General features: G+C 68.1%; 22 protein-coding genes. 12 read left to right on the top strand and 10 right to left on the bottom strand.

Annotation, left to right across the window (positions count from 1 at the left end):
- Positions 1–86: 86 nt before the first annotated feature.
- Positions 87–530: a PaaI family thioesterase gene (locus QZM35_RS25100; RefSeq protein ID WP_011353771.1), complete on the top strand. Its 444-nt coding sequence runs from the start codon at positions 87–89 to the stop codon at positions 528–530.
- 116 nt (positions 531–646) lie between these two features.
- On the opposite strand, the gene QZM35_RS25105 is transcribed toward QZM35_RS25100, so the two are convergent.
- The 4 genes from QZM35_RS25105 to QZM35_RS25120 form a co-directional block, all read right to left on the bottom strand.
- Complete coding sequence (locus tag QZM35_RS25105; protein ID WP_039349649.1) at positions 647–928, bottom strand: type II toxin-antitoxin system RelE/ParE family toxin; 282 nt, start codon at positions 926–928, stop codon at positions 647–649.
- Positions 918–1,166, bottom strand: coding sequence for a type II toxin-antitoxin system Phd/YefM family antitoxin (locus QZM35_RS25110; RefSeq protein WP_089428849.1), 249 nt, complete (start codon positions 1,164–1,166; stop codon positions 918–920). Before QZM35_RS25110 ends, QZM35_RS25105 begins: the two co-directional genes overlap by 11 nt.
- Positions 1,167–1,307: 141 nt before the next feature.
- Complete coding sequence (locus tag QZM35_RS25115) at positions 1,308–2,360, bottom strand: CaiB/BaiF CoA-transferase family protein (protein WP_301777007.1); 1,053 nt, start codon at positions 2,358–2,360, stop codon at positions 1,308–1,310.
- 86 nt (positions 2,361–2,446) lie between these two features.
- Positions 2,447–3,214 (bottom strand): IclR family transcriptional regulator, encoded by a 768-nt coding sequence (locus tag QZM35_RS25120; RefSeq protein WP_089433470.1) that lies wholly within the window; start codon positions 3,212–3,214, stop codon positions 2,447–2,449.
- A 134-nt stretch (positions 3,215–3,348) separates the two neighbouring features.
- Here QZM35_RS25120 and QZM35_RS25125 point away from each other — a divergent pair, with 134 nt between their 5' ends.
- The 7 genes from QZM35_RS25125 (at position 3,349) to QZM35_RS25155 (ending at position 10,846) form a co-directional block, all read left to right on the top strand.
- Positions 3,349–4,131, top strand: a complete 783-nt coding sequence (locus QZM35_RS25125; RefSeq protein ID WP_089428846.1) for a crotonase/enoyl-CoA hydratase family protein — start codon at positions 3,349–3,351, stop codon at positions 4,129–4,131.
- Positions 4,132–4,195: 64 nt separating this feature from the next.
- The gene (locus QZM35_RS25130) at positions 4,196–5,416 is read left to right on the top strand and encodes a CaiB/BaiF CoA-transferase family protein (RefSeq protein WP_175239912.1); all 1,221 of its coding nucleotides are present in this window, start codon (positions 4,196–4,198) and stop codon (positions 5,414–5,416) included.
- Positions 5,413–6,213 (top strand): enoyl-CoA hydratase/isomerase family protein, encoded by an 801-nt coding sequence (locus tag QZM35_RS25135; protein ID WP_089428844.1) that lies wholly within the window; start codon positions 5,413–5,415, stop codon positions 6,211–6,213. The genes QZM35_RS25130 and QZM35_RS25135 overlap by 4 nt, the downstream gene beginning before the upstream one ends.
- 82 nt (positions 6,214–6,295) lie before the next feature.
- On the top strand, positions 6,296–7,348 hold the full coding sequence (locus QZM35_RS25140; RefSeq protein ID WP_089428843.1) for a porin: 1,053 nt from the start codon (positions 6,296–6,298) through the stop codon (positions 7,346–7,348).
- Between the two features lie 10 nt (positions 7,349–7,358).
- A complete protein-coding gene (locus tag QZM35_RS25145; protein ID WP_089428842.1) occupies positions 7,359–8,681 on the top strand; it encodes an MFS transporter in 1,323 nt (440 codons plus the stop codon).
- Between the two features lie 38 nt (positions 8,682–8,719).
- The gene (locus QZM35_RS25150; RefSeq protein WP_089428841.1) at positions 8,720–9,874 is read left to right on the top strand and encodes an acyl-CoA dehydrogenase family protein; all 1,155 of its coding nucleotides are present in this window, start codon (positions 8,720–8,722) and stop codon (positions 9,872–9,874) included.
- 33 nt (positions 9,875–9,907) lie between these two features.
- Entirely contained in the window at positions 9,908–10,846 is a 939-nt protein-coding gene (locus QZM35_RS25155) for an alpha/beta hydrolase (protein WP_089428840.1), read from the top strand.
- Positions 10,847–10,903: 57 nt separating this feature from the next.
- Here QZM35_RS25155 and prpF read toward each other — a convergent pair whose 3' ends face one another.
- The 4 genes from prpF to prpB form a co-directional block, all read right to left on the bottom strand.
- On the bottom strand, positions 10,904–12,094 hold the full coding sequence (gene prpF, locus QZM35_RS25160; RefSeq protein ID WP_089428839.1) for a 2-methylaconitate cis-trans isomerase PrpF: 1,191 nt from the start codon (positions 12,092–12,094) through the stop codon (positions 10,904–10,906).
- 26 nt (positions 12,095–12,120) lie between these two features.
- Positions 12,121–14,715, bottom strand: coding sequence for a Fe/S-dependent 2-methylisocitrate dehydratase AcnD (gene acnD / locus QZM35_RS25165; RefSeq protein ID WP_301777008.1), 2,595 nt, complete (start codon positions 14,713–14,715; stop codon positions 12,121–12,123).
- Between the two features lie 78 nt (positions 14,716–14,793).
- Complete coding sequence (prpC, locus tag QZM35_RS25170) at positions 14,794–15,966, bottom strand: 2-methylcitrate synthase (protein ID WP_043181158.1); 1,173 nt, start codon at positions 15,964–15,966, stop codon at positions 14,794–14,796.
- 211 nt (positions 15,967–16,177) lie between these two features.
- Positions 16,178–17,071 carry a methylisocitrate lyase gene (gene prpB, locus QZM35_RS25175; RefSeq protein ID WP_039349639.1) on the bottom strand — a complete coding sequence of 298 codons (894 nt, stop codon included), beginning with the start codon at positions 17,069–17,071 and terminating at the stop codon, positions 16,178–16,180.
- A gap of 170 nt (positions 17,072–17,241) precedes the next feature.
- Between prpB and prpR the strand changes: the two genes are divergently transcribed.
- The gene (gene prpR, locus QZM35_RS25180; protein ID WP_301777009.1) at positions 17,242–19,224 is read left to right on the top strand and encodes a propionate catabolism operon regulatory protein PrpR; all 1,983 of its coding nucleotides are present in this window, start codon (positions 17,242–17,244) and stop codon (positions 19,222–19,224) included.
- A 35-nt stretch (positions 19,225–19,259) separates the two neighbouring features.
- Here prpR and QZM35_RS25185 read toward each other — a convergent pair whose 3' ends face one another.
- Positions 19,260–19,904 (bottom strand): ABATE domain-containing protein, encoded by a 645-nt coding sequence (locus QZM35_RS25185; protein ID WP_301777069.1) that lies wholly within the window; start codon positions 19,902–19,904, stop codon positions 19,260–19,262.
- A 252-nt stretch (positions 19,905–20,156) separates the two neighbouring features.
- Here QZM35_RS25185 and QZM35_RS25190 point away from each other — a divergent pair, with 252 nt between their 5' ends.
- Complete coding sequence (locus QZM35_RS25190; RefSeq protein ID WP_301777010.1) at positions 20,157–20,540, top strand: VOC family protein; 384 nt, start codon at positions 20,157–20,159, stop codon at positions 20,538–20,540.
- A 109-nt stretch (positions 20,541–20,649) separates the two neighbouring features.
- On the opposite strand, the gene QZM35_RS25195 is transcribed toward QZM35_RS25190, so the two are convergent.
- Positions 20,650–21,498 (bottom strand): ureidoglycolate lyase, encoded by an 849-nt coding sequence (locus QZM35_RS25195; protein WP_089433477.1) that lies wholly within the window; start codon positions 21,496–21,498, stop codon positions 20,650–20,652.
- A 664-nt stretch (positions 21,499–22,162) separates the two neighbouring features.
- Between QZM35_RS25195 and QZM35_RS25200 the strand changes: the two genes are divergently transcribed.
- Together QZM35_RS25200 and QZM35_RS25205 are read left to right on the top strand one after the other, a co-directional pair.
- Positions 22,163–22,984, top strand: a complete 822-nt coding sequence (locus QZM35_RS25200; RefSeq protein WP_089433478.1) for an IclR family transcriptional regulator — start codon at positions 22,163–22,165, stop codon at positions 22,982–22,984.
- Between the two features lie 173 nt (positions 22,985–23,157).
- Entirely contained in the window at positions 23,158–23,709 is a 552-nt protein-coding gene (locus tag QZM35_RS25205) for a hypothetical protein (protein WP_039349620.1), read from the top strand.
- The last annotated feature ends 337 nt before the right edge of the window (positions 23,710–24,046 follow it).

A 24,046-nucleotide genomic window follows, 5' to 3' on the forward strand; every position in this document is an offset into this window, starting at 1 on the left:
CGCGAAATGCGGACGAATTTCCTTGCTTATCGGCATCCCCCTTCCTAGAGTTCAGCGCAAGCGGGCACTCATTTCGAGGAAAGTCGATGACCGACATCACGGATCACGCGCGCGGCGCATTGCGCGCGCAACCGTTCAGCATGCTGCTGGGCACGGAGCTGATGCATATCGGCGACAACGAAGTGTCGCTGTGCCTGCCCGTGCGCGAGGAACTGCGGCAGCAGCACGGTTTCGTGCACGGCGGCGTCATCAGCTACCTCGCGGACAACGCGCTGACGTTTGCCGGCGCGCTCGTGCTCGGCCCGCGCGTGATCACCGCGGAATACAAGATCAATTACCTGCGGCCGGCCGTGAACGGCACGCTCGTCGCCCGCGCGAAGCTCGTCTACGCGGGGCGGCACCAGGCGACCTGCCAGTGTCATGTGTTCGTCATCGACGGCGATCACGAGCGGCTCGTCGCGATCGCGCAGGGCACGATCAACCGCGTCGGCGACGGCAAGATGCCGGATGCGCCGGAGGAAACGGCGTGAGCGGTTCTCCGCACTTGATGGATCGCCCGTCTTTCCAGAAGACGACGAGCGCGTAGCCGAGCCAAGCGGTCAGACATGCGGACAAGCTTGCCGCTCCCCGTGCGGCGCATCGGGATCTAACGCTTCATCGCGGCAAGATAGACCGCATCGCGCTCGCGTCGACCGACCGCCACGACCAGTACGAGCACTTCCGAATCGCGCACTTCGTAGACGAGCCGATAGCCGACGCTGCGCAGCTTGATCTTGTAGCGGTCCGGATGACCCTGCAGCTTTGCGGACGGTATTCGAGGATTCTCGAGCCGCTCGGCGAGCCGGGATTTGAACTGGTCGCGAACGGTGCGGTCGAGCTTCTTCCACTCTTTCAGAGCAGGTTCGAGAAAGGCAAGCTCAAAGGTCATTCAGCTTGACCTTGACGACCTTCTCCTTGGCGCGCTTGTCGGCCAGCGCGTTGTCTTCGATATCTTCAAGGCGTTCGACCATCGCCTCCCAGGTCTTCGCCGGGATGCAATAGAACGCGGGTTCGTTGTGATTCAGGATCGCGACCGGGAAACCCTCTCCTGCCGCGACCGTGCCCATTGGGTTCCGCTTCAGTTCCGAAACGCTCGCCGTAACGCTGGCCAGGATGGTATGAGGCATGTCGACTCCTTTTTCAACAAGAGATCGATTGTACTCTTTTTGACGCCAAATTTAGCACCATAATTGGCACCCACGACTCGCGAAGTCTTTCGATAATGTGCGTTTCGCGGCTGGCTCAACGACCTCGACATGCCAGTCCGTCTACTCCGCCGCGTCCCCCGCCAGCGGCAAAAACCGCGGCGCCACGCGCGCCCGCACGTTACCGTTCTCATCCGTCCGATAGATCGCGCGCGCCGTGTTGTGCGGATGCACGGCCGCATCGGCCACGCTCAGCAGCGGCGCGAAACACGCGTCGGTGCCTTCGAGCAGCGCGCGCCAGTGCGCGGACGGTTGCTGCGCAAATATCTCTGCGAAACGCGCCTTCAGCGCGGGCCAGCGCGCGCGGTCGTACTGCGACGCCGGATCGACGTCGGTCAGCCCGAGCCGTTCGACCAGCAGCGCATAGAACGGCGGCTCGAGCGCGCCGATCGTCACGCATTCGCCATCCGCGCAGCGATACACGTCGTAGAACGGCGCATCGTGAAAGAGGCTCGGCTGCGCGCCGTCGAGCTGCCCGTTCGCGCGCGCCCACAGCGCGAGCGAGCCGAGCATCGACACGATGTCGACGATCGCGCCGTCGACCACGCGCCCGGGGCCACCGCCGCGCACGTCGAGCAACGCGCAGACGATTCCGAACGCGAGCCCGAGCGCGCCGCCCGCATCGCCGACGACGGTCGGCGGCACCCCCGGCCGGCCGTCGCGCGGTGCCGATAGCGACAGCAGCCCCGTCAACGCGACGTAGTTCAGGTCGTGCCCGGCCGCAGCCGCGAGCGGGCCGTGCTGGCCCCAGCCAGTCATCCGCCCGTACACGAGCGTCGGATGGCGGCGTGCGCAATCGTCGGGCCCCAGGCCGAGCCGCTCCATCACGCCGGGCCGCAGGCCCTCGATCAGCGCATCGGCCTGCGCGACCAGGTCGAGCGCAGCGTCGCGGCCGGCCGGCGACTTCAGGTCGAGTTCGACGATCGTCTTGCCTTCGCGCAACAGGTCGCCATCGCCGGCCTTCAACGCGTCCGGCGCGCTCGTGCGGCCGGCCGGGCGCGCGATCAGCGTGATCCGCGCGCCCATCCCGGCGAGGATCCAGCCCGCCAGCGGGCCGGGGCCGAGCCCTTCGAATTCGACGATGTGGATGCCGGCAAGCGGCGTGTTCAATGGCATGGCGACCTCGCTGAAATGCAGCCGGGACAGGAGCAACGAAACCTCCCGATTCTATGCGAATGCCTGCGCGCGCCAGCCGCGGCCGGCTAGCCCGCCGCGGCATCCGGCCCCTGCCCGGCCAGCACCTCCCGCATCGCCCGCACGATCGCGTCGCGCTGCGCGTCGATCCGCTCGACCGGCCCGGCCACCCCCATGGCCAGCGGCAGGCCGTTCCAGCCGTCCGCGATCACCATCGAGATCATCGCGGCGCCCTGCGTGACCGTGTGCGCCGAATAGGAATAGCCGAACCGGCGCGTCTGTTCGACCTTGTCGAGCACGACATCCTCGTCGATCGTCCGGCCCGACTTGCCGAGCCGGCGGATGCTGCGCGACACGAGCCGGCGGATCGCGCTGTCCGGCTGGAGGCTCAGCAACGCCCAGCCGAGGCTCGACATGCAGATCTCGCGACGCGTGCCGATCGGCGCGTAGAAGTGGATCGGAAGCGTATGCGCGCCCTCGACCGCATCGATGTACTGCACGTACAGGTCGCTCTGCACCGCGATTACGACGGCCTCGCGCGTGCGGACCGCCAGCCGCTTTGCGACGGCATGCCAGTACCGCCGGCTGCCCGCCGTCGAATCGACGAGCGCTTCGCCGAGATTGACGAGCCGCGCAGTCGGCGCATACGTATGGGTGGCATCGTCGTACGCGAGATAGCCGAGCGCCTTCATGCTGGTCAGCAGCGCCGCCGCGCTCGACCCCGGATAGCCGCAGCGCGTGGAGATCTCCCGCACGCTCAGCGGCCGCTGCAATGCACTGAACAGCTCCAGCACTTCAAACACGCGCGCCGCGCTCTTGACCACGTTTCCGCTCATCCCGCCGTCTCCTCACGCCACCGGGCGAGCCTTCCACATACGTGGAACGGAATTTCCCGCCGCCAACCGTCGTGACGATACTAGGCTTCGGCCCGCGGCGTGAAGTCGCGCGGCACGGAACATACGGAGACACCATGACAGCCTTTCTGATCCGTGAACGGCAGGGACCGATCCTGACCGTCACGATGAACCGTCCGGAAACACGCAACGCCATTTCGGACAACGATGCGATCGACGCACTGACCGAATGCTGCGACGACGCGAACCGCGACGAATCGATCCGCGTGCTGGTGCTGACCGGTGCCGGCACGACGTTCTCGTCGGGCGGCAACGTGAAGGCGATGCGTGCGTTCATGGAATCGGACCAGCACGACCTCGCCGCGATCCGGACCAGCTATCGCCGCGGCATCCAGCGCATTGCACACGCGTTCCAGCACCTCGAAGTGCCGGCCATCGCGGCGATCAACGGCCCGGCCATCGGCGCCGGCACCGATCTCGCGTGCATGTGCGACATCCGCATCGCCGCCGAACGCGCCCGCTTCGCCGAAAGCTTCATCGCCCTCGGCCTCGTGCCCGGCGACGGCGGCGCGTGGTTCCTGCCGCAGATCGTCGGCGCCGCCGTCGCCGCGGAAATGTCGTTCACGGGCGATGCGCTGGACGCACAGGCGGCACTGCGCTGCGGGCTCGTATCGCGTGTCGTTCCCGATGGCGACCTCCTTGCGCACGCGCTTGAACTGGCCGGCCGCATCGCCCGGCATTCGGGCACCGCGTTGCGCCTGACCAAGCGGCTGCTGCGCGAAGGCCGCCACGCGAGCCTCGACACGCTGCTCGACCTGTCGGCGTCGTACCAGGCGTTCGCGCACGCCACCCCCGAACACCGCGAAGCCGTGAACGCCCTGTTCGCCGCGCGCGGTTGAATCCGCGACGCATCGCATGCCGGCGTGCCGGCCAGCCGAATCCCACATCGAAGGAAACATCGTCATGACAAGCAGTCACGAAGGCGCACTCGCTGGCGTGCGCGTGGTCGACCTGAGCCGCGTCTATGCGGGGCCGTTCTGCGCGCAGACGCTCGCCGACCACGGCGCGGACGTCGTCAAGATCGAACCGCCGCAAGGCGACGAAACGCGCGACTGGGGGCCCGCGATGCCGAGCGGCATCTCCAGCTACTACTGGGGGCTCAACCGCAACAAGCGCAATCTCGCGCTCGACCTGTCGCATCCGGACGGGCGCGACGTGCTGTTCCGCCTGCTCGACACGGCCGACGTGCTGATCGACAACTTCAAGCAGGGCACGCTCGAACGCTGGGGCATCGGCTACGAAGACTGCCTGCGCGAGCGCTTCCCGCGCCTCGTCCACTGCTCGATCTCCGGATACGGCACCGACGGCCCGCTGGCGCGGTTTCCGGGCTACGACGCCGTCGCGCAGGGTCTCGCCGGCTTCATGTCGATCAACGGCGAGCCGGGCGGCATGCCGCTGAAGGTGCCGTTCCCGGTCGTCGACTACGCGGCGGGCCTGAGCGCCGTGTCGAGCGTCCTGCTCGCGCTGGTCGAACGGACCCGCTCCGGACTCGGCCAGCACGTCGACATCGACCTGTTCAGCACCGCGCTGTCGATGCTGCATCCGGTCAGCACGACCTGGATGGCGACCGGCGACGTGCCCGTCGCGACCGGCAACGTGTATGCCGCGATCGCGCCGTACGGCGTCTATCCGTGCAAGGACAAGCCGATCTCGACCGGCGCCGGCAACAACCGCACGTTCGCGCGGCTCGTCGAAACGCTCGGCGTGCCCGAGCTGGCGCGCGATCCCCGGTTCGCGACCAACGCGAAGCGCGTCGCGCATCGCGATGCGCTCGATACGCTGCTCGGCCAGCTGACCGCCGAACTGCATGCCGACGACATCGTCGAGCGGCTGCTGAACGCCGGCGTCGCGACGGGCCCGGTGAACACCGTCGCCGATGCGTTCGGCCACCCGCAAGCCACGCACAACGCGATGTTCGTCAAGACCGACACGTACACCGGCGCGGGCGTCCCCGCCAAACTTTCCCGCACGCCCGGATCGATACGCCGGCCGCCCCAGCCGTTCGCCGCCGACACCGACGCCGTGCTCGACGCGCTCGGCATCGACGCGGCGCACCGGGACGCGCTGCGGCAGGCGGGTGTGCTCCACGACACGCGTGCGGACGCCACCGGAAGCGCGTCATGACCCCATCCGGCTCGCTCTCTTCGCTGACGGGCGACGACGCCCCGTCGATCCTGCGCAACGACGACAGCGGCATCGCGTGGCTGACGATCCATCGTCCGCACGTCGCCAATGCACTGTCCGCCGAAGCGATCCGGCGGCTGTGCGACGAACTCGTCACGCTCGACGACAACCCGTCGATCCGCGTCATCGTGATCCGCGGCGCGGGCGAACGCGCGTACAGCGCGGGCGTCGATCTCGGCGACCCCGAGATACGCGGCATGCAGCCGATGCGCGGGCTCGCACGCAACGTGCACGAGCTGATCCTCGAGCTGCGCAAGCCGACCATCGCGGCGATCAACGGCTACGCGATCGGCGGCGGCTTCGAGATCGCGCTCGCGTGCGACCTGCGGATCGCCGCCGACCACGTGTACTTCGCATTGCCCGAAGCGCGCGTCGGCATGGGCGCGAACTTCGCGAGCGTGCTGCTGCCGCGCTTGCTGCCGCGCGCGATCGCGATGGAGCTGCTGTTCACGGGCCGCCGCTTCGACGTGGACGAGGCACAGCGCGCCGGGTTGCTGAACCGCGTCGTCCCCGGCGCCGCACTCGACGACACCGTGCGCGAACTCGCGCAGACGATCGCCGCGAACGCGCCGCTCACGATCCGCCGCATCAAGGAAACCGCGACCCGCAGCCAGGGGCTGCCGGTGGCCGCCGCGCTGCGGCTCGACGTCGGCCCCGACGTCTATGCGAGCGAAGACCGGCTCGAGGGCGCCCGCGCGTTCCTCGAGAAACGCAAGCCGGTGTTCAAGGGACGCTGAGCCCGACGCAGCACGGCGACAAAGCGCACGCAACCGCTCCCAGAACGCGGGCGCGCAAAAAACATGGAACGGAGACACCTTCATGCAACGGAAAGCATTCCTGGTCGGCGTGTGCGTGCTATGCGCCACATCGGCGCACGCGTCGTCGGTCACGCTGTACGGGATCGTCGACAGCTACGTCGAATTCGATCGCGTCGGCAGCCTGTCGAGCGTGCGGCAAAGCGGCGGCGGCTCGTCGACGAGCCGGTTCGGGCTGACGGGCGTCGAGGATCTCGGCGGCGGCACGTCGACGAAGTTCGTGCTGGAAAGCGGCTTCTCGCCGGCCGACGGGTCGTTCCAGGGCGGCACGCTGTTCTACCGGCAGGCCTATGTCGCGCTGCAGAACACGCGCTACGGCGACCTCCGGCTCGGCCGGCAATACACGCCATCGTTCTACGTCGTCTATGACGGCGATCCGTTCGGGCTCAACGAACGGCTGTCGCCGCTCGCGCTGCTCGCGACGTCGACGGACACGATCACCGCCAACACGACGCCGCCGATTCCGCGCTTCAACCAGGCGGTGTCGTACCTGAGCCCCGACTGGAACGGCCTGCGCGTGATGGCCACGTACGGCTTCCCGACGCCGAACGCGCTGTCCACGCAGGCCGGCCGCAACTACGGCGCGGGACTCCAGTACCGGATCGGCGGGCTCTACGTCGGCGCCGGCTTCCAGGGCGACACGTCGGCCGGCAACCTGGCGCCCGTCGTCTCCCCGTCGACGACCCGCCACTACGTGTTCGCGGCCAACTACGCATTCGCGCACGTCAAGCTGTACGCCGCGTTTCTCTATGGCGTCAGCACGGCGCGCAACCTGCCTGCGTTCTCGACCGCGAGCGCCGGTGCGTCGATCGACGTCGGCGCGCTCGATCGCGTGCTCGTCTCGGTCGTGCGCCGCGACGTGAAAGGCTCGGCGAACGACGCGACCGCGCTCGGCATCGGGTACGACCACCCGCTGTCGAAGCGGACGTCGCTCTACGCACGCTATCTCTTCATGAAGAACGCCGGCAACGCCCGCAACACGGTCGTCGTCGGCCTGCAGCCGCAACCGGGCGGCACCGAGCAGGTGTTCGCGCTCGGCCTCGTTCACCGCTTCTGACGGAGTGCTCATGACCCCGACCCTTTCGACCCACCCGGCCGCCGCCGACGATGGTGCGACGCCGGCGCTCTACCGCCGGATCTCGCGCCGGCTGCTGCCGTTCCTGATCCTCTGCTACACGCTGTCGTTCATCGACCGAATCAACATCGGCTTCGCGCACGCGCAGATGGCGGCCGAGCTGCACTTCTCCGACGCCGTCTACGGGCTCGGCGCGGGCATCTTCTTCATCGGCTACATGGCGTTCGAGATTCCGAGCAACGCGCTGCTTGCGCGGATCGGCGCGCGCAGGACGATCGCCCGGATCATGGTGCTGTGGGGGCTCGGCTCGGCCGCGACGATGTTCGTCACGACGCCCGCGCAGTTCTACGCGTGCCGCTTCCTGCTGGGTGTGTTCGAGGCCGGCTTCTTCCCCGGCATCCTGTTCTATCTCGGCGCATGGTATCCGCCGCAGCAGCGCGCGAAGGCGTTCGCGCTCTTCATGACCGCGCTGTACCTCGCGGGGATGATCGCCGGCCCCGTGTCGGGCGCGATCCTGTCGTACTTCGACGGCGCCGCGGGCCTGAGCGGCTGGCAATGGCTGTTCCTCGTGGAAGGGCTGCCGAGCAGCGTGCTCGGTTTCGTCGCGCTGCGGTTTCTCGACGACCGGCCGGACGACGCACGCTGGCTGTCGGACGCCGACAAGGCCGCGCTGCGCGCCGCGCATACGCAGGCCGAAGCCGGCACGCCGGAGGCGAACATGGCCCGCCCGCTGCTCGCGCAGCGCGATTTCTGGCTGCTGTGCGCGGCCAATTTCGCGATCGCGGCCGCCGGCTATGCGCTGGTGTTCTGGATGCCCGTGATCCTGCATCGCGGCGGCCTGCATGGCGCGATGCAGATCGGGCTGCTGTCCGCGCTGCCCTACCTGTGCGGCATCGTCGGCATGCTCGGGATGGGCTGGCGCACCGAACGCCGGCGCGAATGGCGCGGGCATGGCGCGATCGCGATGATCGCGTGCGCAGCGGCGCTCGCCGGGCTGGCGCGCGTGACCGGCACGACACACATGATGATCGCCCTCTGCGTCGCGGTCGCGACGCACGCCGCGGCGTTACCGGCGTTCTGGGTGCTGCCGGGGCTCGCGCTGCCGAAGCGCTCGATGGCGGTCGCGATCGCGGCGATCACGATGTCCGGCGCGATCGGCGGATTCGCGAGTCCGTTCCTGATGGGCGTGCTCAACACGGCCACCGGGTCGATGCGCGGCGGACTCTATTTCAACGCCGCGCTGCTCGCAGCCGGCGCCATCGCGTTGCTGTTCACGCTGCGCACCCGCGCATCGTCTCGTCCGGACGCGAGCTGACCGCGTCGGCCGTTCCTCCCTCACTCTCATCGACCCTCATGAATTTCGACCTCGAACTCGACCACCGGATGATCCGGGACCTCGTCGCACGCTTCGTGAAAGACGAACTGATTCCACTCGAAGCGGCCGTGATGGCGCGCGAGGCCGACGGCCAGCGCTTCGGGCTGCTCGACGACGAGCGCGCGCACCTCGACGAGCGCTCGCGACAGCTCGGCCTGTGGGGGCTCGACGCGCCGCTCGAGGCAGGCGGCGCCGACCTGCCGGCCGTCGCGATGGTCGGCGTGAACGAAGCGATCGGCGCGACCGTGACCCCGTACATCCTGCCGCCGGACTCGCCGAACCTGCGGATGCTGTGCGAAGTGGCCGACGACGCGCAGCGCGCGCGCTATCTCGATCCGTACGCACGCGGCGTCACGCGTGCCGCGATGGCGATCTCCGAGCCGGGCGCCGGCTCGGATCCGGGCGCGTTGTCCACGACGGCCGTGCGCGACGGCGACAGCTGGGTGCTGAACGGCCGCAAGATCTGGATCAGCCATGCGACCGAAGCCGACTGGACGATCGTGATGGCGCTCACCGATCGAAGCAAGGGCAAGCGCGGCGGCATGTCGGCGTTCATCGTCGACCGCGATACGCCGGGCTTCGTCATCGAACGCCGGATCCCGATGATCGGCGGGCTGTCCACGTATGAAATCGTGCTGGAGAACTGCCGCCTTCCCGCCGCGCAACTGCTGGGCCGGGAAGGCGCCGGTTTCGCGCCGATGCAGGCCCGGCTCGCGAACCGGCGGCTGGAGATGGCCGCCTGGTGCATCGGCCGCGCCGAGCGCGCGGTGGCGATGCTGTGCGACCATGCGAAGCAGCGCACGACCTTCGGCGTGCCGCTCGCGGAACGCCAGGCTGTCCAGTGGTGGGTCGCCGACGCACTCACGCAGATCCACGCGTGCCGCCTCATGACCTACGAAGCGGCCGCGCGCGTGGATGCCGGGCAGGACGCGCGCACGCAGATCTCGATGGTCAAGGTGTTCGCGACCGAAATGGCATCGAGCGTCATCGATCACGCGATGCAGACGCTCGGCGCGATGGGCATGACGAAGGAAATGCCGTTACAGCAGATGGCCAGCGAAGCGCGGTTGATGCGCATCTTCGAGGGCCCGACCGAGGTACACCGTTGGGTCGTCGCGCGCAGCGTGCTGTGATCGCGCGACCCACCGTCACGATGGAGCCATGCGTTGGATACCCTGCATCTCGTCGATCCTGAAATCCGCCCGCTGCTCGCGGCCTGGCCGACCGTCACGCTCAGCGCCGACAACCTCGCACAGTCGCGCGAACGCGTGCTGCCGCTGCCACCGCCCGACCTCGCCGGCAGCACGCTCGAACACCGCGCGGTGCCCGGCCCCGCCGGCGCGCCGGACGTCCCGGTCCTCGTCTATCTGCCCGAGGCCGGCGCACGCCCGCTCCCGGCGATCGTCCACATGCACGGCGGCGGCTACGTGCGCGGCGCGGCGAAGGATCTCGAGGCGGTGCACCGGTCGCTCGTGACGCAGCTCGGCTGCGCGCTGATCTCGATCGACTACCGCCTCGCGCCGGAAACCGTGTTTCCCGGCGCGATCGAGGACTGCTACGCCGCGCTCGCGTGGGTCTTCCGCCACGCCGATGCACTCGGCATCGACGCGGCGCGGATCGGCGTGGCAGGCGAAAGCGCGGGCGGCGGGCTCGCCGCCGCGCTGGCGCTGCTGGCACGCGACCGCGGCGAATACCGGCTCGCGTTCCAGCACCTGATCTATCCGATGCTCGACGATCGCACCTGCACGCGTGCGTCGCATCCGCATGCCGGCGAGTTCGTCTGGCATGCGGCCAACAACCGGTTCGGCTGGAGCGCGTTGCTCGGTCACGCGCCGGGCGTCGACGGCGTGTCGCCGTACGCCGCCGCCGCACGCGCCACGCGGCTCGACGGCCTGCCGCCCGCGTTCCTGTCGGTCGGCTCGCTCGACCTGTTCCTCGACGAAAATCTCGACTACGCGCAGCGCCTGCTTCGCGCGGGCGTGCCGACCGAACTGCACGTGCTCCCCGGCGGCGTGCACGGTTTCGACATCGTGCCCGGCGCGCGCGTGTCCGAAACGGCGCGCCGCCTCAGCCACGATGCACTGCGCCGGTTCCTGCACGGATGATGAAAACGACGCGGGCGGCCGAAGCCGCCCGCATCCGTACCGCTCAACCGGCCACGCTCAGAACGCGTCGCCCGGCACCCTCACCCAGCCCTCCATCAACACGCGCGCACTGCGGCTCATGATCGCCTTGGTGACGGTCCACTCGCCGTTCTCGCGCTGCGCTTCCGCGCCGACGCGCAGCGTGCCCGACGGATGCCCGAAGCGCACCGCGTTGCGTTCGCCGCCGCCCGCCGCCAGGTTGACGAGCGTGCCGGGGATCGCCGCGGCCGTGCCGATCGCGACCGCCGCCGTGCCCATCATCGCGTGGTGCAGCTTGCCCATCGACATCGCGCGCACCAGCAGGTCGACGTCGCCCGCGTTCACGCGCTTGCCGCTCGAGGCGACGTAATCGGCCGGCTTCGCGACGAACGCGATCTTCGGCGTGTGCTGCCGCGTCGCGATTTCATCGAGCGTGTCGATCAGGCCCATGCGCAGCGCGCCGTGCGCACGAATCGTCTCGAACTTCTCGAGCGCCTTCGCATCGCCGTTGATCGCGTCCTGCAGCTCGGTGCCCGTATAGCCGATCGCTTCCGCTTCGACGAAGATCGTCGGAATGCCCGCGTTGATCATCGTCGCCTTCAGCGTGCCGACACCCGGCACCGCGAGATCGTCGACGAGGTTGCCGGTCGGGAACATCGACCCGCCCGCGCCTTCTTCCTCGGCGGCCGGGTCCATGAATTCGAGCTGCACTTCGGCCGCCGGGAACGTGACGCCGTCCAGCTCGAAATCGCCCGTCTCCTGCACCGCGCCGTTCGTCACCGGCACATGCGCGACGATCGTCTTGCCGATGTTCGCCTGCCAGATCCGCACGGTCGCGACGCCGTCGCGCGGCACGCGCGACGGATCGACGAGCCCGCCGCTGATCGCGAACGGGCCGACCGCCGCCGACAGGTTGCCGCAGTTGCCGGTCCAGTCGACGAATGCCTTGTCGATCGACACCTGGCCGAACAGGTAGTCGACGTCGTGGCCGGGCCGCGTGCTCTTCGACACGATCACCGTCTTGCTGGTGGACGACGTCGCGCCGCCCATCCCGTCGATCTGCTTGCCGTACGGATCGGGGCTGCCGATCACGCGCAGCAGCAGCGCGTCGCGCGCGGCGCCCGGCGCCTGCGCGGCGTCCGGCAGGTCCTGCAGCCGGAAGAACACGCCCTTGCTGGTGCCGCCGCGCATGTAGGTCGCGGGAATCCTGATTTGAAGAGTGTGAGCCATATGTGCGTTATCCCTGTGTGACCCGATCAAGCCGCCTGCGACGATTCGAGGAAGTCCTGCGCGAAGCGCTGCAGCACGCCGCCCGCTTCGTAGATCGACACTTCCTCGGCCGTATCGAGCCGGCACGTCATCGGCACCTCGACGCGCTCGCCGTTCCTGCGATGAATCACGAGCGTCAGGTCGGCGCGCGGCGTGCGCTCGCCGATCACGTCGAAGGTCTCGGTGCCGTCGATGCCGAGCGTCGTCCGGTTCGTGCCCGGCTTGAACTCGAGCGGCAGCACGCCCATGCCGATCAGGTTCGTGCGGTGGATCCGCTCGAAGCCTTCGGCGGCGATCGCCTCGACGCCCGCGAGCCGCACGCCCTTCGCCGCCCAGTCGCGCGACGAGCCCTGGCCGTAGTCGGCGCCGGCGATCACGATCAGCGGCTGCTTGCGATTCATGTACGTCTCGATCGCCTCCCACATCCGCATGACCTTGCCGTCCGGCTCGACGCGCGCGAGCGAGCCCTTCTTCACCGCGCCGTCGACGATCGCCATCTCGTTGATCAGCGTCGGGTTCGCGAAGGTCGCGCGCTGCGCGGTCAGGTGGTCGCCCCGGTGCGTCGCGTACGAGTTGAAGTCTTCTTCCGGCAGGCCCATCTTCGCGAGGTATTCGCCGGCCGCGCTGTCCAGCAGGATCGCGTTCGACGGCGACAGGTGGTCGGTCGTGATGTTGTCGCCGAGCACCGCGAGCGGGCGCATCCCCTGCAGCGTGCGCTCGCCGGCCAGCGCGCCTTCCCAGTACGGCGGACGGCGGATGTACGTGCTCTGCGCGCGCCACTCGTACAGCGGTGCCGCGCGCTCGCCCGCATCGGCGCTACGCGCGAACATCGGTTCGTAAACCTTGCGGAACTGCTCGGGCTTCACGCTCGACGCGACGATCGCATCGATCTCCTCGTCGGTCGGCCAGATGTCCTTCAGCGTGACGGGCTGGCCGTCCTGGTCGTGGCCGAGCACGTCCTTCTCGATGTCGAAGCGGATCGTGCCGGCGATCGCATACGCGACGACCAGCGGCGGCGATGCGAGGAACGCCTGCTTCGCATACGGATGGATGCGGCCGTCGAAGTTGCGGTTGCCGGACAGCACGGCCGTCGCGTACAGGTCGCGATCGACGATCTCCTGCTGGATCTTCGGGTCGAGCGCGCCCGACATCCCGTTGCAGGTCGTGCACGCGAACGCGACGATGCCGAAGCCGAGCTTCTCGAGTTCGGGCAGCAGGTTCGCTTCTTCCAGGTACAGCTCGACCGCCTTCGAGCCGGGCGCGAGCGAGCTCTTCACCCACGGCTTGCGCGTGAGGCCGCGCGCATTCGCGTTGCGTGCGAGCAAGGCCGCCGCGATCACGTTGCGCGGGTTGCTGGTGTTCGTGCAGCTCGTGATCGCGGCGATGATCACCGCGCCGTCGGGCATCTCGCCCGCCTTCTCTTCCCACTGGCCGGCGATCCCGCGCGCGGCGAGATCGGACGTCGGCAGCCGCTTGTGCGGGTTCGACGGGCCGGCCATGTTGCGCACGACGCTCGACAGGTCGAACGTCAGCGTGCGCTCGTATTGCGCATCGTTCAGCGTATCGGCCCACAGGCCGGCCGCCTTCGCGTAGGTCTCGACGAGCTTCACCTGCTCGTCGCTGCGGCCGGTGAGGCGCAGGTAGTCGGTCGTCTGGCCGTCGATGAAGAACATCGCGGCCGTCGCGCCGTATTCGGGCGCCATGTTCGAGATCGTCGCGCGATCGCCGAGCGTGAGGCTCGCCGCGCCTTCACCGCGGAACTCCAGGTACGCGCCGACCACCTTTTCCTTGCGCAGGAACTCGGTCAGCGCGAGCACGACGTCGGTCGCGGTGATGCCGGGCTGGCGCTTGCCGGTCAGCTCGACGCCGACGATGTCCGGCAGGCGCATCCACGATGCGCGGCCGAGCATCACGTTCTCCGCTTCGAGGCCGCCGACGCCGATCGCGATCACGCCGAGCGCGTCGACGTGCGGCGTGTGGCTGTCGGTGCCGACGCAGGTGTCCGGATACGCGACGCCGGCTTGCGCCTGGATCACCGGCGACATCTTCTCGAGGTTGATCTGGTGCATGATGCCGTTGCCCGGCGGGATCACGTCGACGTTCTCGAACGCCTTCTTGGTCCACTCGATGAAGTGGAAGCGATCCTCGTTGCGGCGATCCTCGATCGCGCGGTTCTTCGCGAACGCATCCGGATCGAAGCCGCCGCATTCGACGGCGAGCGAGTGGTCGACGATCAGCTGCACGGGCACGACCGGGTTCACCTTGGCCGGGTCGCCGCCGCCGTCGGCGATCGCGTCGCGCAGGCCGGCGAGATCGACGAGCGCGGTCTGCCCGAGGATGTCGTGGCACACGACGCGCGCCGGGAACCACGGGAAATCACGTTCGCGCTTGCGCTCGATGATCTGCTTCAGCGAATCGGCAAGGATCGCCGGATCGCAGCGGCGCACGAGGTTTTCGGCGAGCACGCGCGACGTGTACGGCAGCGTGTCGTAGGCGCCGGGCGCGATCGCTTCGACCGCGGCACGCGCGTCGAAATAGTCCAGCGACGTGCCGGGCAGGGGTTTGCGGTTGGCGGTATTCATGGTGTGGGGAACTCGGGTATGGCGTCCGGCGCACGCCCGCCCCCGTCACGCGGGCGGCCGGCGTGCACGGTGGGCATGTCAGCGCTTTTCGATCGGCACGAACTGCAGGTCTTCCGGACCGGTGTAGTTCGCGCTCGGGCGGATGATCTTGTTGTCGATGCGCTGCTCGATGATGTGCGCGCTCCAGCCGGACGTGCGCGAGATCACGAACAGCGGCGTGAACATCGCGGTCGGCACGCCCATCATGTGATACGACACCGCGCTGAACCAGTCGAGGTTCGGGAACATCTTCTTCGCTTCCCACATCACCGATTCGAGGCGCTCGGCGATGTTGTACAGCTTCAGGTCGCCCGCTTCCTTCGACAGCTTGTGCGCGACGCCCTTGATCACCTTGTTGCGCGGATCGGAGATCGTGTAGACCGGGTGGCCGAAGCCGATCACGACTTCCTTGTTCTCGACGCGGCGACGGATGTCGGCTTCCGCATCGTCCGGCGAGCTGTAGCGGCTCTGGATCTCGTACGCGACTTCGTTCGCGCCGCCATGCTTCGGCCCGCGCAGCGCGCCGATCGCGCCGGTGATCGCCGAATAGATGTCCGAGCCCGTGCCCGCGATCACGCGGCCGGTGAACGTCGACGCGTTGAATTCGTGCTCCGCGTACAGGATCAGCGACGTGTGCATCGCCTCGACCCACGACTTCGACGGCGTCTTGCCGTGCAGCAGGTGCAGGAAGTGGCCGCCGATCGAGTCGTCGTCGGTTTCCGTCTCGATGCGCTTGCCGTTGTGCGAGAAGTGATACCAGTACAGCAGCATCGAGCCGAGCGATGCCATCAGGCGGTCGGCGATGTCGCGCGCGCCCGGCAGGTTGTGGTCGTCCTTCTCCGGCAGCACGGTGCCGAGCACCGACACGCCCGTGCGCATCACGTCCATCGGGTGCGCGGACGCCGGGATCTGTTCGAGCGCGGCCTTCAGCGCGCTCGGCAGGCCGCGCAGCGCGCGCAGCTTGGTCTTGTACGCAGCCAGTTCGGTCAGGTTCGGCAGCGTGCCGTGCACGAGCAGGTGGGCGATTTCCTCGAATTCGCACGACTCGGCGACGTCGAGAATGTCGTAGCCGCGATAGTGCAGGTCGTTGCCGGTCTTGCCGACCGTGCACAGCGCCGTGTTGCCGGCCGTCACGCCCGACAGCGCCACCGACTTCTTCGGCTTGAATGCGCCTGCGGCGGCCGGTGCTGCTGCGTCTTTCGTCTCGCTCATGTTTCTGCTCTCCAATGTGTATCGGGATATTGGCTGTCGGCCGGACTTGGCGCTTTAGCGCTTAGTGCGGCCCCATGCAAGGCTGTCGGTTGAACCGGCGCCACGGCACAAGGCCCGACCGATGCAAAGCTGTCGGCCGGATTCGGCGCTTCAGCACCTGATCCAGCCCCATGCAACGCTCTCCGGAATCGCGTCCCGGCGCGCGGGCGCGTTACTTCTTGCCCTGCGCGAACAGCTCGTCGAGCTTGCGCTCGTATTCGTGATAACCGAGGAAGTCGTACAGCTCGGCACGCGTCTGCATCGTCTGCACGGCTTCCTTCTGCGTACCGTCGCGGCGCACCGTCTCGTAGAAGTTCAGCGCGGCCTTGTTCATCGCGCGATACGCGCCGCAGCAGTACAGCGCGATATCGACGTTCGCCTCGCGCAGCTCGTCGACCGTGAACAGCGGCGTCGAGCCGAATTCGGTCAGGTTCGCGAGGATCGGCACCTTCACGGCGGCCTTGAAGCGGCGGTAGTCGTCGAGCGTCTTCATCGCTTCCGGGAAAATCATGTCCGCGCCGGCTTCGACATAGGCCACCGCGCGCTCGATCGCCGAGTCGATCCCTTCGGCGGCGGCGGCGTCGGTGCGCGCCATGATCACGAACTGGTCGTCGGTGCGCGCATCGACCGCCGCCTTGACGCGATCGACCATTTCCTCGATCGGCACGACTTCCTTGCCCGGACGGTGGCCGCAGCGCTTCTGGCCGACCTGGTCTTCCAGGTGCACGGCCGCGACGCCGGCCTTGATGAACGAGCGCACGGTGCGCGCGATGTTGAACGCGCCGCCCCAGCCGGTATCGATGTCGACCAGCAGCGGCAGGTCGGTCGCGTTGGTGATCCGGTTCGCGTCGATCAGCACGTCTTCCATCGTGCTGATGCCGAGGTCGGGGATCCCGAGCGAGTTCGCGGCGACGCCGCCACCCGACAGGTACACGGCCTTGAAGCCGACGGCCTGCGCCATCTTGGCTGCGTAGGCGGTGATCGCGCCGACCACCTGCAGCGGCTGCTCCGCCGCGACTGCCGCGCGGAATTTCGCGCCGGCGCTCTGAAGATGCGTATTGCTCATGAACGGCCTCCTGAAGGAACGACCATCAACAGCAAGGACCGGGCCAGCTCGCGCCACGTCGCTAACCCACTGATTCTTAAGCAACCGGCACGGGCGTCGAAGTGCCCGGCGATTTCAATTCAGCAATTTCATGTTTCAAAAATGAAATCGCGCGCGCATAATCGACCGCCATGGACCTCTCCTCGACCAAGCCCGTCGGCCCGGCCGATCGCGCGACGCGCCCGCGCATCTGGGCGATGGGCATCAGCCGCCTGCGCGATCTGTTTCGCGAGATCGCCGGCGAATTCGACGAACGCGCCGACGTGCGCATCGTGACGCGCGCCTATGAGGACGCGCTCAGCGCGATCGCCGAGGCCGGCACCGCGCGGCCCGACGTGATCGTCGCGGCCGGCTCGAACGGCGGGTTCCTGAAGACGCGTGCGCAGGTGCCGGTGGTGGTCGTGTCGCCGACCGGTTTCGACGTGATGCAGGCGCTGGCACGCGCCCGGCGCGACGCGTCGCGGATCGCGCTCGTCAGCGCCGGGGAAACGCCGCCCGAAGTGCGCCGCTTCGTCGCCGCGTACGGCCTCGACGTGCAGTTTGCGTCATATCAGTCCGCGCAGGAAGCGGAAGCCTGCGTGCACGACCTGCACGACCGCGGCATCGAGACGATCGTCGGCCCCGGCCTCGTCACCGATCTCGCGGCCAGCGCCGGCATGGGCGCGGTGTTCCTGTATTCGCACGCATCGGTACGCAAGGCCGTCGATACGGCACTCGAAGTCGCGTATGCGACGCACGCCGAGGCGTTCCGCCGCCAGCGGCTCGACAACCTGCTCCAGCACCTGCGCGACGGCGTGGTCGCGCTCGACGCACACGGCCGCGTCGAAGCGATCAACGAGCGGCTCGCGTCGGCGCTCGGGGTCGAACCCGCGGCGGCCGTCGGCCGCGCGCTCGTCGACCTGCGGCCCGAGCTGCGCACGCTGCGCGGCGAGGACGGTGACGCGCTCGCGACCGTGCGCGGCGTGCGCTACGTCGTGCATCGCGGGCCGCTCGTCGATCGCGGCGTCACGTCGGGCAGCGTGCTGACGTTCCAGGAATCGCGCGCGGTCGAACGGCTCGACCGCGCGCTGCGCTCGCAGCCCACCATGCAGCAGTTCGCCGCGCGCTATGCGCTCGACGACGTGGTCGGCGCATCGGCGCCGATGGCGCGCGTGCGCGATCTCGTGCGCCGCTACGCGAAATCCGACGCGACCGTGCTCGTGCTCGGCGAAAGCGGCACCGGCAAGGAGATGATCGCGCAAAGCCTGCACGGGCTGTCCGCGCGGCGCAGCTACCCGTTCGTCGCGGTCAACTGCGGCGCGTTTCCGGAAGCGCTGCTCGAAAGCGAGCTGTTCGGCTATGAGGAAGGCGCGTTCACCGGTGCGCGGCGCGGCGGCAAGACCGGCCTGTTCGAAGCCGCGCACCGCGGCACGCTGTTTCTCGACGAGATCGGCGAGATGCCGCCGTCGCTGCAGAGCCGGCTGCTGCGCGTGCTGCAGGAGCGCGAGGTGATCCGCCTCGGCTCGACCGAGCCGATCCGCATCGACGTGCGCGTGATCGCCGCGACGCACCGGCCGCTGCTCGCGGCCGTCGAGGCCGGCACGTTCCGCGCGGATCTCTATTACCGGCTCAACATCCTGAATGTCGGCCTGCCGCCGCTGCGCGAGCGCGCCGCCGACATCCCCGCACTCGCGGCCACGCTGCTCGTGCAGGCTGCACGACGCGAACCGCGCCTCGCCGAACGTCTGCGCGACGCCGCCGATGCCACACGCGTGCTCGGCGTAACGCAGGCTGCGCTCGTACGCTACCGGTGGCCCGGCAACGTGCGCGAACTGCAGAACGTGATCGAGCGGATCGCGGTGGAACTGGCCGAGGAAGTCGATGAAAGCGATCCGGCCGCCGCGTGCGGCGCGCTCGATCCCGACGCGCTGCAGGCGATCGCACCCGAGCTGTTCGCGGCACCAGCCGACACGGCCGACAGCGACGACGCGCAGACACTGCACGCGCGCCGCCGTCGCGCGGAGGCCGACGAGATCCGCGCGGTGCTCGACGCATGCGGCGGCGACCGCGACCGCGCGTGCGCGATGCTCGGCATCAGCAAGACGACACTGTGGCGGAAGCTGTCGGTGAAATAACCAGGGCGGTTGCCGCGCAGTGAACGGGCCGACCGTCAGTCGGCCTTGTGATAGTGGCGGTACGCCTTCGCGCGATTGCCGCACGACGACATCGAACACCAGCGGCGGCTGCCGTTCTTGCTGTCGTCGATGAACAGCCACTGGCAGGCGTCGTTCGCGCAACGCTTGACCTTCGCGAGCCGCGCGCCGCCGAGCAGGTCGATCGCCGACCACAATACCGGGCTCAGCAGCCAGGCCAGCGTCGCACGCGCCTCCCCGATCCGCCACGTGTAACCGCCATCGATCCGTGCCAGCGCAACACGCGGCGCCGCTTCCGCCAGGAAGCCGCCGAGCAGCGCGAGATCGTCCGCCTGCGGCTCGCGCTGTTCGGCCTGCGCAAGAAAGAGCCGATACAGCGCCTCGCGCAACGCGAGCGCGTGCGCGAGCATCGCCGGCTCCCCTTCTTCTTCGCCGTGCGCACGACACGCTTCCGCCAGGCCGGCCGGCGCGCCAGCCTGGTCGCGACACCACGCCAGCAGGTCGTCCATCGTGCCGAAGGTTTCCGTCGGCGGATCGCTGCCGCGCCAGTACAGCGTGTTCGCGAAATCGATGCTCAGGGTTTCGGGCGGCGCCGGAATCAGGCAGTCCATCGTGACGGAAGGTTGCGTATCGCTCATGCCCGGATCGTATCTAACCACCATGCCGGTTGACAAGCCCGCGAGCGCTTCCTAACATAACCGGCATGGTAGTTATAAAAGGTTTGCTGCACTGACACCCGCCTCAGTCCAAGGAGCCACAGATGATCGATCGTCTTTTGTCCGGCGTTATCCACAACAACCGCAGCCGCGCGTTCTACGACAGCACACTCGGCACACTCCGCTACAAGCGGCTGGCATGGTGGTTATAAGCAGGCTTGCCGCACTGCCGTTCCGCTTCAGTCCAAGGAGCCACACATGATCGATCACCTTTCGTTCGGCGTTGCACACGTCGGCCGCAGCCGAGCCTTCTACGACAGCACGCTCGGCGCGCTCGGCTACAAACGGCTGCATACCGACGACGAATCCATCGCGTACGGCGCAACCGAGCCGCAGCTGTGGTTGCAATATGCACCCCGCCCCGTCGCCCCTGATCCCGACTCGGGGATGCACCTGTCGTTCAAGGCCGCTTCGCCCGTCGAAGTCGACGCGTTCTACCGTGCCGCACTCGAGCACGGCGGCCAGGACAACGGCGGGCCCGGCAAGCGCGAACACTACGGCCCCGGCTACTACGCAGCGTTCGTCGTCGATCCCGACGGGTATCGGCTGGAAGCGCATTGCGAACTCGACAACATCGTGTAATCGCGCTCGCGTCACCGAAGACAAGGGCCCGATTTCGCGCAATGCGGAATCGGGCCCTTGCTATTGAACTGCCGGTAGCGGTCGTTCGACGGAATCGCCGGGTGCGCGGCTATCGCGCGTCGCGCGTGTGCTGCAGTTGCTCGCCGAGTCCTTCGACACCGAGGCGCACCGTCTGGCCGGCCTTCAGGAACACCGGCGACGGCTTGATGCCCATGCCGACGCCCGGCGGCGTGCCGGTCGTGATCACGTCACCCGGCTGCAGCGTCATGCAGCTCGACAGATAGGCAATCAGCTGCGCGACGGTGAACACCATCGTGCGCGTGTTGCCGTTCTGATAACGGTGGCCGTCGATTTCGAGCCACAGGTCGAGACGCTGCGGATCGGGCACCTCGTCGCGCGTGACGAGCCACGGACCGATCGGGCCGAACGTGTCGAAACCCTTGCCCTTGTCCCACTGGCCGCCGCGCTCGATCTGCCATTCGCGCTCGGACACGTCGTTGACGACGCAGTAGCCCGCGACGTAATCGAGCGCGCGCGCTTCGTCGACGTCCTTGCAGGTCGCGCCGATCACGACGCCCAGCTCGACTTCCCAGTCGGTCTTGACCGAGCCCTTCGGGATATCGATGCCGTCGTTCGGGCCGCAGATCGAGCTCGTCCACTTGCCGAACACGACCGGCTCCTTCGGCACCGGCATGCCGGCTTCGGCCGCGTGATCGGCGTAGTTCAGGCCGATGCCGATGAACTTGCCGACCTGCCCGACGCACGCGCCGATGCGCGGCTCGCCCGACACCAGCGGCAGCGTGGCCGGATCGATCGCGCGCAGCCGCGCGAGACCCGCGTCGGACAGTACATCGCCGGACAGGTCCGGCACCTGCGCGGACAGGTCGCGAATCCGGCCGTCCGCGTCGAGCATCCCGGGCTTTTCCTGGCCGGACGGGCCATAGCGAAGCAGTTTCATCGTGGTCAACCTCTGTTGTCGAATGGGACAGGATTCCGGCCGACGCGGCCATTCGCGGCCGCGCGCCGGACTGATTGTCGATCGTCGATTGCGCGCGTCGACGCCGCATCCGGCATGCCGTCGACGCGCGAGGCTCGCGCGGGCGCAGCGATCGCGGCGCCGCACGGAAGTATGGCGCGCATCGAACGGGCGGCCGCCGGTCTGCGCATCGGCGACGACGGCCCGGCACCCGCGACATGGTCCGGCCCATACCGGCCGGCTTCACGCGCGGCCGCACCGTCGCTGGCCCGCCAGCCTTTGTACCATCGGCCGCGCGCCGTGAAATGACGCGCGACGGATACCGACTATTGGTGCGCCCGCCGGCGCTGCGGCGCAGCATCGAGGGCAGCGCCCCCGCCCGATTTCCTTTCGATTACCTTGAACCGGTGCCACCTGTCATGAATACCGGGTATTCGGGGCTTCCCTGTCATCCCGAACGGGAATCGATCCGTTCTTGTTCGGTAACGATCCGTAAAAAGACGCTGCATTGCACACTAAATGTTTGTTGTTAAGCTCAAACGGATGGCGTTCGTCGCCACACGCGGGCTCGACACAAGCGTGTTGCAGAATCGGTCAGCGTGCGTCGCCAATCGATCGAAAGTAATCCCCCAACTTCACACCGACAATGCAAACAACCAACGACCTGCTTCCCGGCTGCGACGCACGGGAATCGATGGGCGCAATCGACCGCTATCGCGCACCCGCGCTCGACAAGGGTCTCGACATTCTCGAACTCCTGTCGGAGCAGAAAGAAGGCCTCACCCGCACCGAAATCACGAAGGAACTCGGCCGCAACGCGAGCGAGATCTACCGGATGCTCGAACGCCTCGTCGCGCGCCGCTACGTGATGCGCTCGACCGGCGGCGACCGCTACACGCTCAGCCTCAAGCTGTTCTCGCTCGCGCACCGCCATCCGCCGATGAGCCGGCTGATCGCCGAGGCGTTGCCGCCGATGCAGCGTTTCGCCGATGCCTCCGAGCAATCGTGTCACCTGTCCGTCTACGATCGCGGCAACCTGCTCGTGATCGCGCAGGTCGACGGGCCCGGCCCGTGGGGCGTGTCGGTCCGGCTCGGCTCGCGTGTCGGGCTCGTCGATACGGCATCGGGGCGCGTGATGCTGGCGTTCCAGGGTGCCGAGCAGCGCGCGCACATGCTCGCCGAGCACCGCAAGGTCAAGGGCGAAGCGCCATTGAACGAGCAGGAACTCGCGTATGCGTGCCAGTCCATCCGGCAGGACGGCTACCTGCGCGAGGACAGCCGCCAGGCGTACGGCGTGACCGACCTGAGCGCACCGATCCTCGGGCCGTCCGGCCATGCGATCGCGGTGCTCACCTGCCCGTACATGCGCCGGATCGATGCGCATATGGCGCCGTCCGTCGACACGGTCGTCGAAGGGGTGCGCGAGACAGCCGCCCATCTGTCGATGTGCCGCGACGAGACCTGCTGACGCGCAGGCCCGGCGGAGCGCACCGGGGGCGGCGCTATCGCGTTGCCCCCGGTCGCGCGCAACCCCTCTGCGGAGCGCGATGCACGGTGCCATATCGTGCGCCCACGGCGCTACGCTAAAATAGCGGCCCTCTCAAAAACTACGGCGGCCGGTTGTCGCGGCCGTCGTGTCCGATGGATGTCATGGCCAAACTTCTGAACGATCAAGAATTCCAGCGTTTCTCCGAACTTCAGCAGAAGCAGGCAAGCTTCACGATCACGCCCGAAGAGGCGGACGAGCTGCGCGATATCGTCGCGCGCGCGCAGAAGAAGCGCGACGATCGTACCGCTGCAATGCAGGCGATCGAGAGCTACATCGAGCAGTTCGACATCACGCCCGACGAACTCTTCTCGCCCGAGCAGATCGGCGACGCGGCCCGCACCTACGGGCTCATCACGGCGACCAAGAAGGAACGCACGCTGCCGCCGTCGATCACGTTCAACGGCAAGCCGTACCAGTGGACCAAGACGCTTCCGGACGACGTGCGCGGCGCGCTGTTCGAAGCATTCACGTCCGGCGAATCGGTCAAGCGCTTCATCGCAATGCCGAAGGACACCGCGCGCTGTGCGCTGACGATCGCCCGCCTCGAGCGCGAAACCGGCGCCGTCTATGCCGATCCGCACCTCGAGGAACTCGCGATTTCGCGCGACCAGGTGAACGACGCGGCGTCGAAACTCGCTGCCTGAATGTAGCCACGGGCACGGTTCATGCGTGCCCGCACCCCGCATGACACCGGCCCAGGCCGGCGTTGCGCTTGCGGGAGACGTGCATCCGGACGCTCCCGAAAAGCCTCACCTTTGCGTCCCGCAAGCGCTCACCCAACCCTCCCGAAAAAGCTCACCCAGGCTCCTGGAGACCCTCACCCAAGCGTCCCGGATGTCCTCACCGACACTTCCCGCAGTTCCTCACCCATGCGCCCCGGAAAGGCTCACCGGCGGCTCCCGCAGGTGCTCACCGGCCATTCCCGGGAAGGCTCACCGAGTGCTCCTGTATCGGCTCACCAAGCGCTCCCGTATCGACTCA

It is taken from the genome of Burkholderia sp. AU45274, assembly GCF_030482505.1.
GTDB lineage: Bacteria > Pseudomonadota > Gammaproteobacteria > Burkholderiales > Burkholderiaceae > Burkholderia.

What these genes read in the sequence shown, in the direction of transcription:
- QZM35_RS25100 (WP_011353771.1), top strand. Translation starts at nt 87, where the DNA reads ATGACCGACATCACGGATCACGCGCGCGGCGCATTGCGCGCGCAACCG.
- QZM35_RS25105 (WP_039349649.1), bottom strand. Translation starts at nt 928, where the DNA reads ATGACCTTTGAGCTTGCCTTTCTCGAACCTGCTCTGAAAGAGTGGAAG.
- QZM35_RS25110 (WP_089428849.1), bottom strand. Translation starts at nt 1,166, where the DNA reads ATGCCTCATACCATCCTGGCCAGCGTTACGGCGAGCGTTTCGGAACTG.
- QZM35_RS25115 (WP_301777007.1), bottom strand. Translation starts at nt 2,360, where the DNA reads ATGCCATTGAACACGCCGCTTGCCGGCATCCACATCGTCGAATTCGAA.
- QZM35_RS25120 (WP_089433470.1), bottom strand. Translation starts at nt 3,214, where the DNA reads ATGAGCGGAAACGTGGTCAAGAGCGCGGCGCGCGTGTTTGAAGTGCTG.
- QZM35_RS25125 (WP_089428846.1), top strand. Translation starts at nt 3,349, where the DNA reads ATGACAGCCTTTCTGATCCGTGAACGGCAGGGACCGATCCTGACCGTC.
- QZM35_RS25130 (WP_175239912.1), top strand. Translation starts at nt 4,196, where the DNA reads ATGACAAGCAGTCACGAAGGCGCACTCGCTGGCGTGCGCGTGGTCGAC.
- QZM35_RS25135 (WP_089428844.1), top strand. Translation starts at nt 5,413, where the DNA reads ATGACCCCATCCGGCTCGCTCTCTTCGCTGACGGGCGACGACGCCCCG.
- QZM35_RS25140 (WP_089428843.1), top strand. Translation starts at nt 6,296, where the DNA reads ATGCAACGGAAAGCATTCCTGGTCGGCGTGTGCGTGCTATGCGCCACA.
- QZM35_RS25145 (WP_089428842.1), top strand. Translation starts at nt 7,359, where the DNA reads ATGACCCCGACCCTTTCGACCCACCCGGCCGCCGCCGACGATGGTGCG.
- QZM35_RS25150 (WP_089428841.1), top strand. Translation starts at nt 8,720, where the DNA reads ATGAATTTCGACCTCGAACTCGACCACCGGATGATCCGGGACCTCGTC.
- prpF (WP_089428839.1), bottom strand. Translation starts at nt 12,094, where the DNA reads ATGGCTCACACTCTTCAAATCAGGATTCCCGCGACCTACATGCGCGGC.
- acnD (WP_301777008.1), bottom strand. Translation starts at nt 14,715, where the DNA reads ATGAATACCGCCAACCGCAAACCCCTGCCCGGCACGTCGCTGGACTAT.
- prpC (WP_043181158.1), bottom strand. Translation starts at nt 15,966, where the DNA reads ATGAGCGAGACGAAAGACGCAGCAGCACCGGCCGCCGCAGGCGCATTC.
- prpB (WP_039349639.1), bottom strand. Translation starts at nt 17,071, where the DNA reads ATGAGCAATACGCATCTTCAGAGCGCCGGCGCGAAATTCCGCGCGGCA.
- prpR (WP_301777009.1), top strand. Translation starts at nt 17,242, where the DNA reads ATGGACCTCTCCTCGACCAAGCCCGTCGGCCCGGCCGATCGCGCGACG.
- QZM35_RS25185 (WP_301777069.1), bottom strand. Translation starts at nt 19,904, where the DNA reads ATGGTGGTTAGATACGATCCGGGCATGAGCGATACGCAACCTTCCGTC.
- QZM35_RS25190 (WP_301777010.1), top strand. Translation starts at nt 20,157, where the DNA reads ATGATCGATCACCTTTCGTTCGGCGTTGCACACGTCGGCCGCAGCCGA.
- QZM35_RS25195 (WP_089433477.1), bottom strand. Translation starts at nt 21,498, where the DNA reads ATGAAACTGCTTCGCTATGGCCCGTCCGGCCAGGAAAAGCCCGGGATG.
- QZM35_RS25200 (WP_089433478.1), top strand. Translation starts at nt 22,163, where the DNA reads ATGCAAACAACCAACGACCTGCTTCCCGGCTGCGACGCACGGGAATCG.
- QZM35_RS25205 (WP_039349620.1), top strand. Translation starts at nt 23,158, where the DNA reads ATGGATGTCATGGCCAAACTTCTGAACGATCAAGAATTCCAGCGTTTC.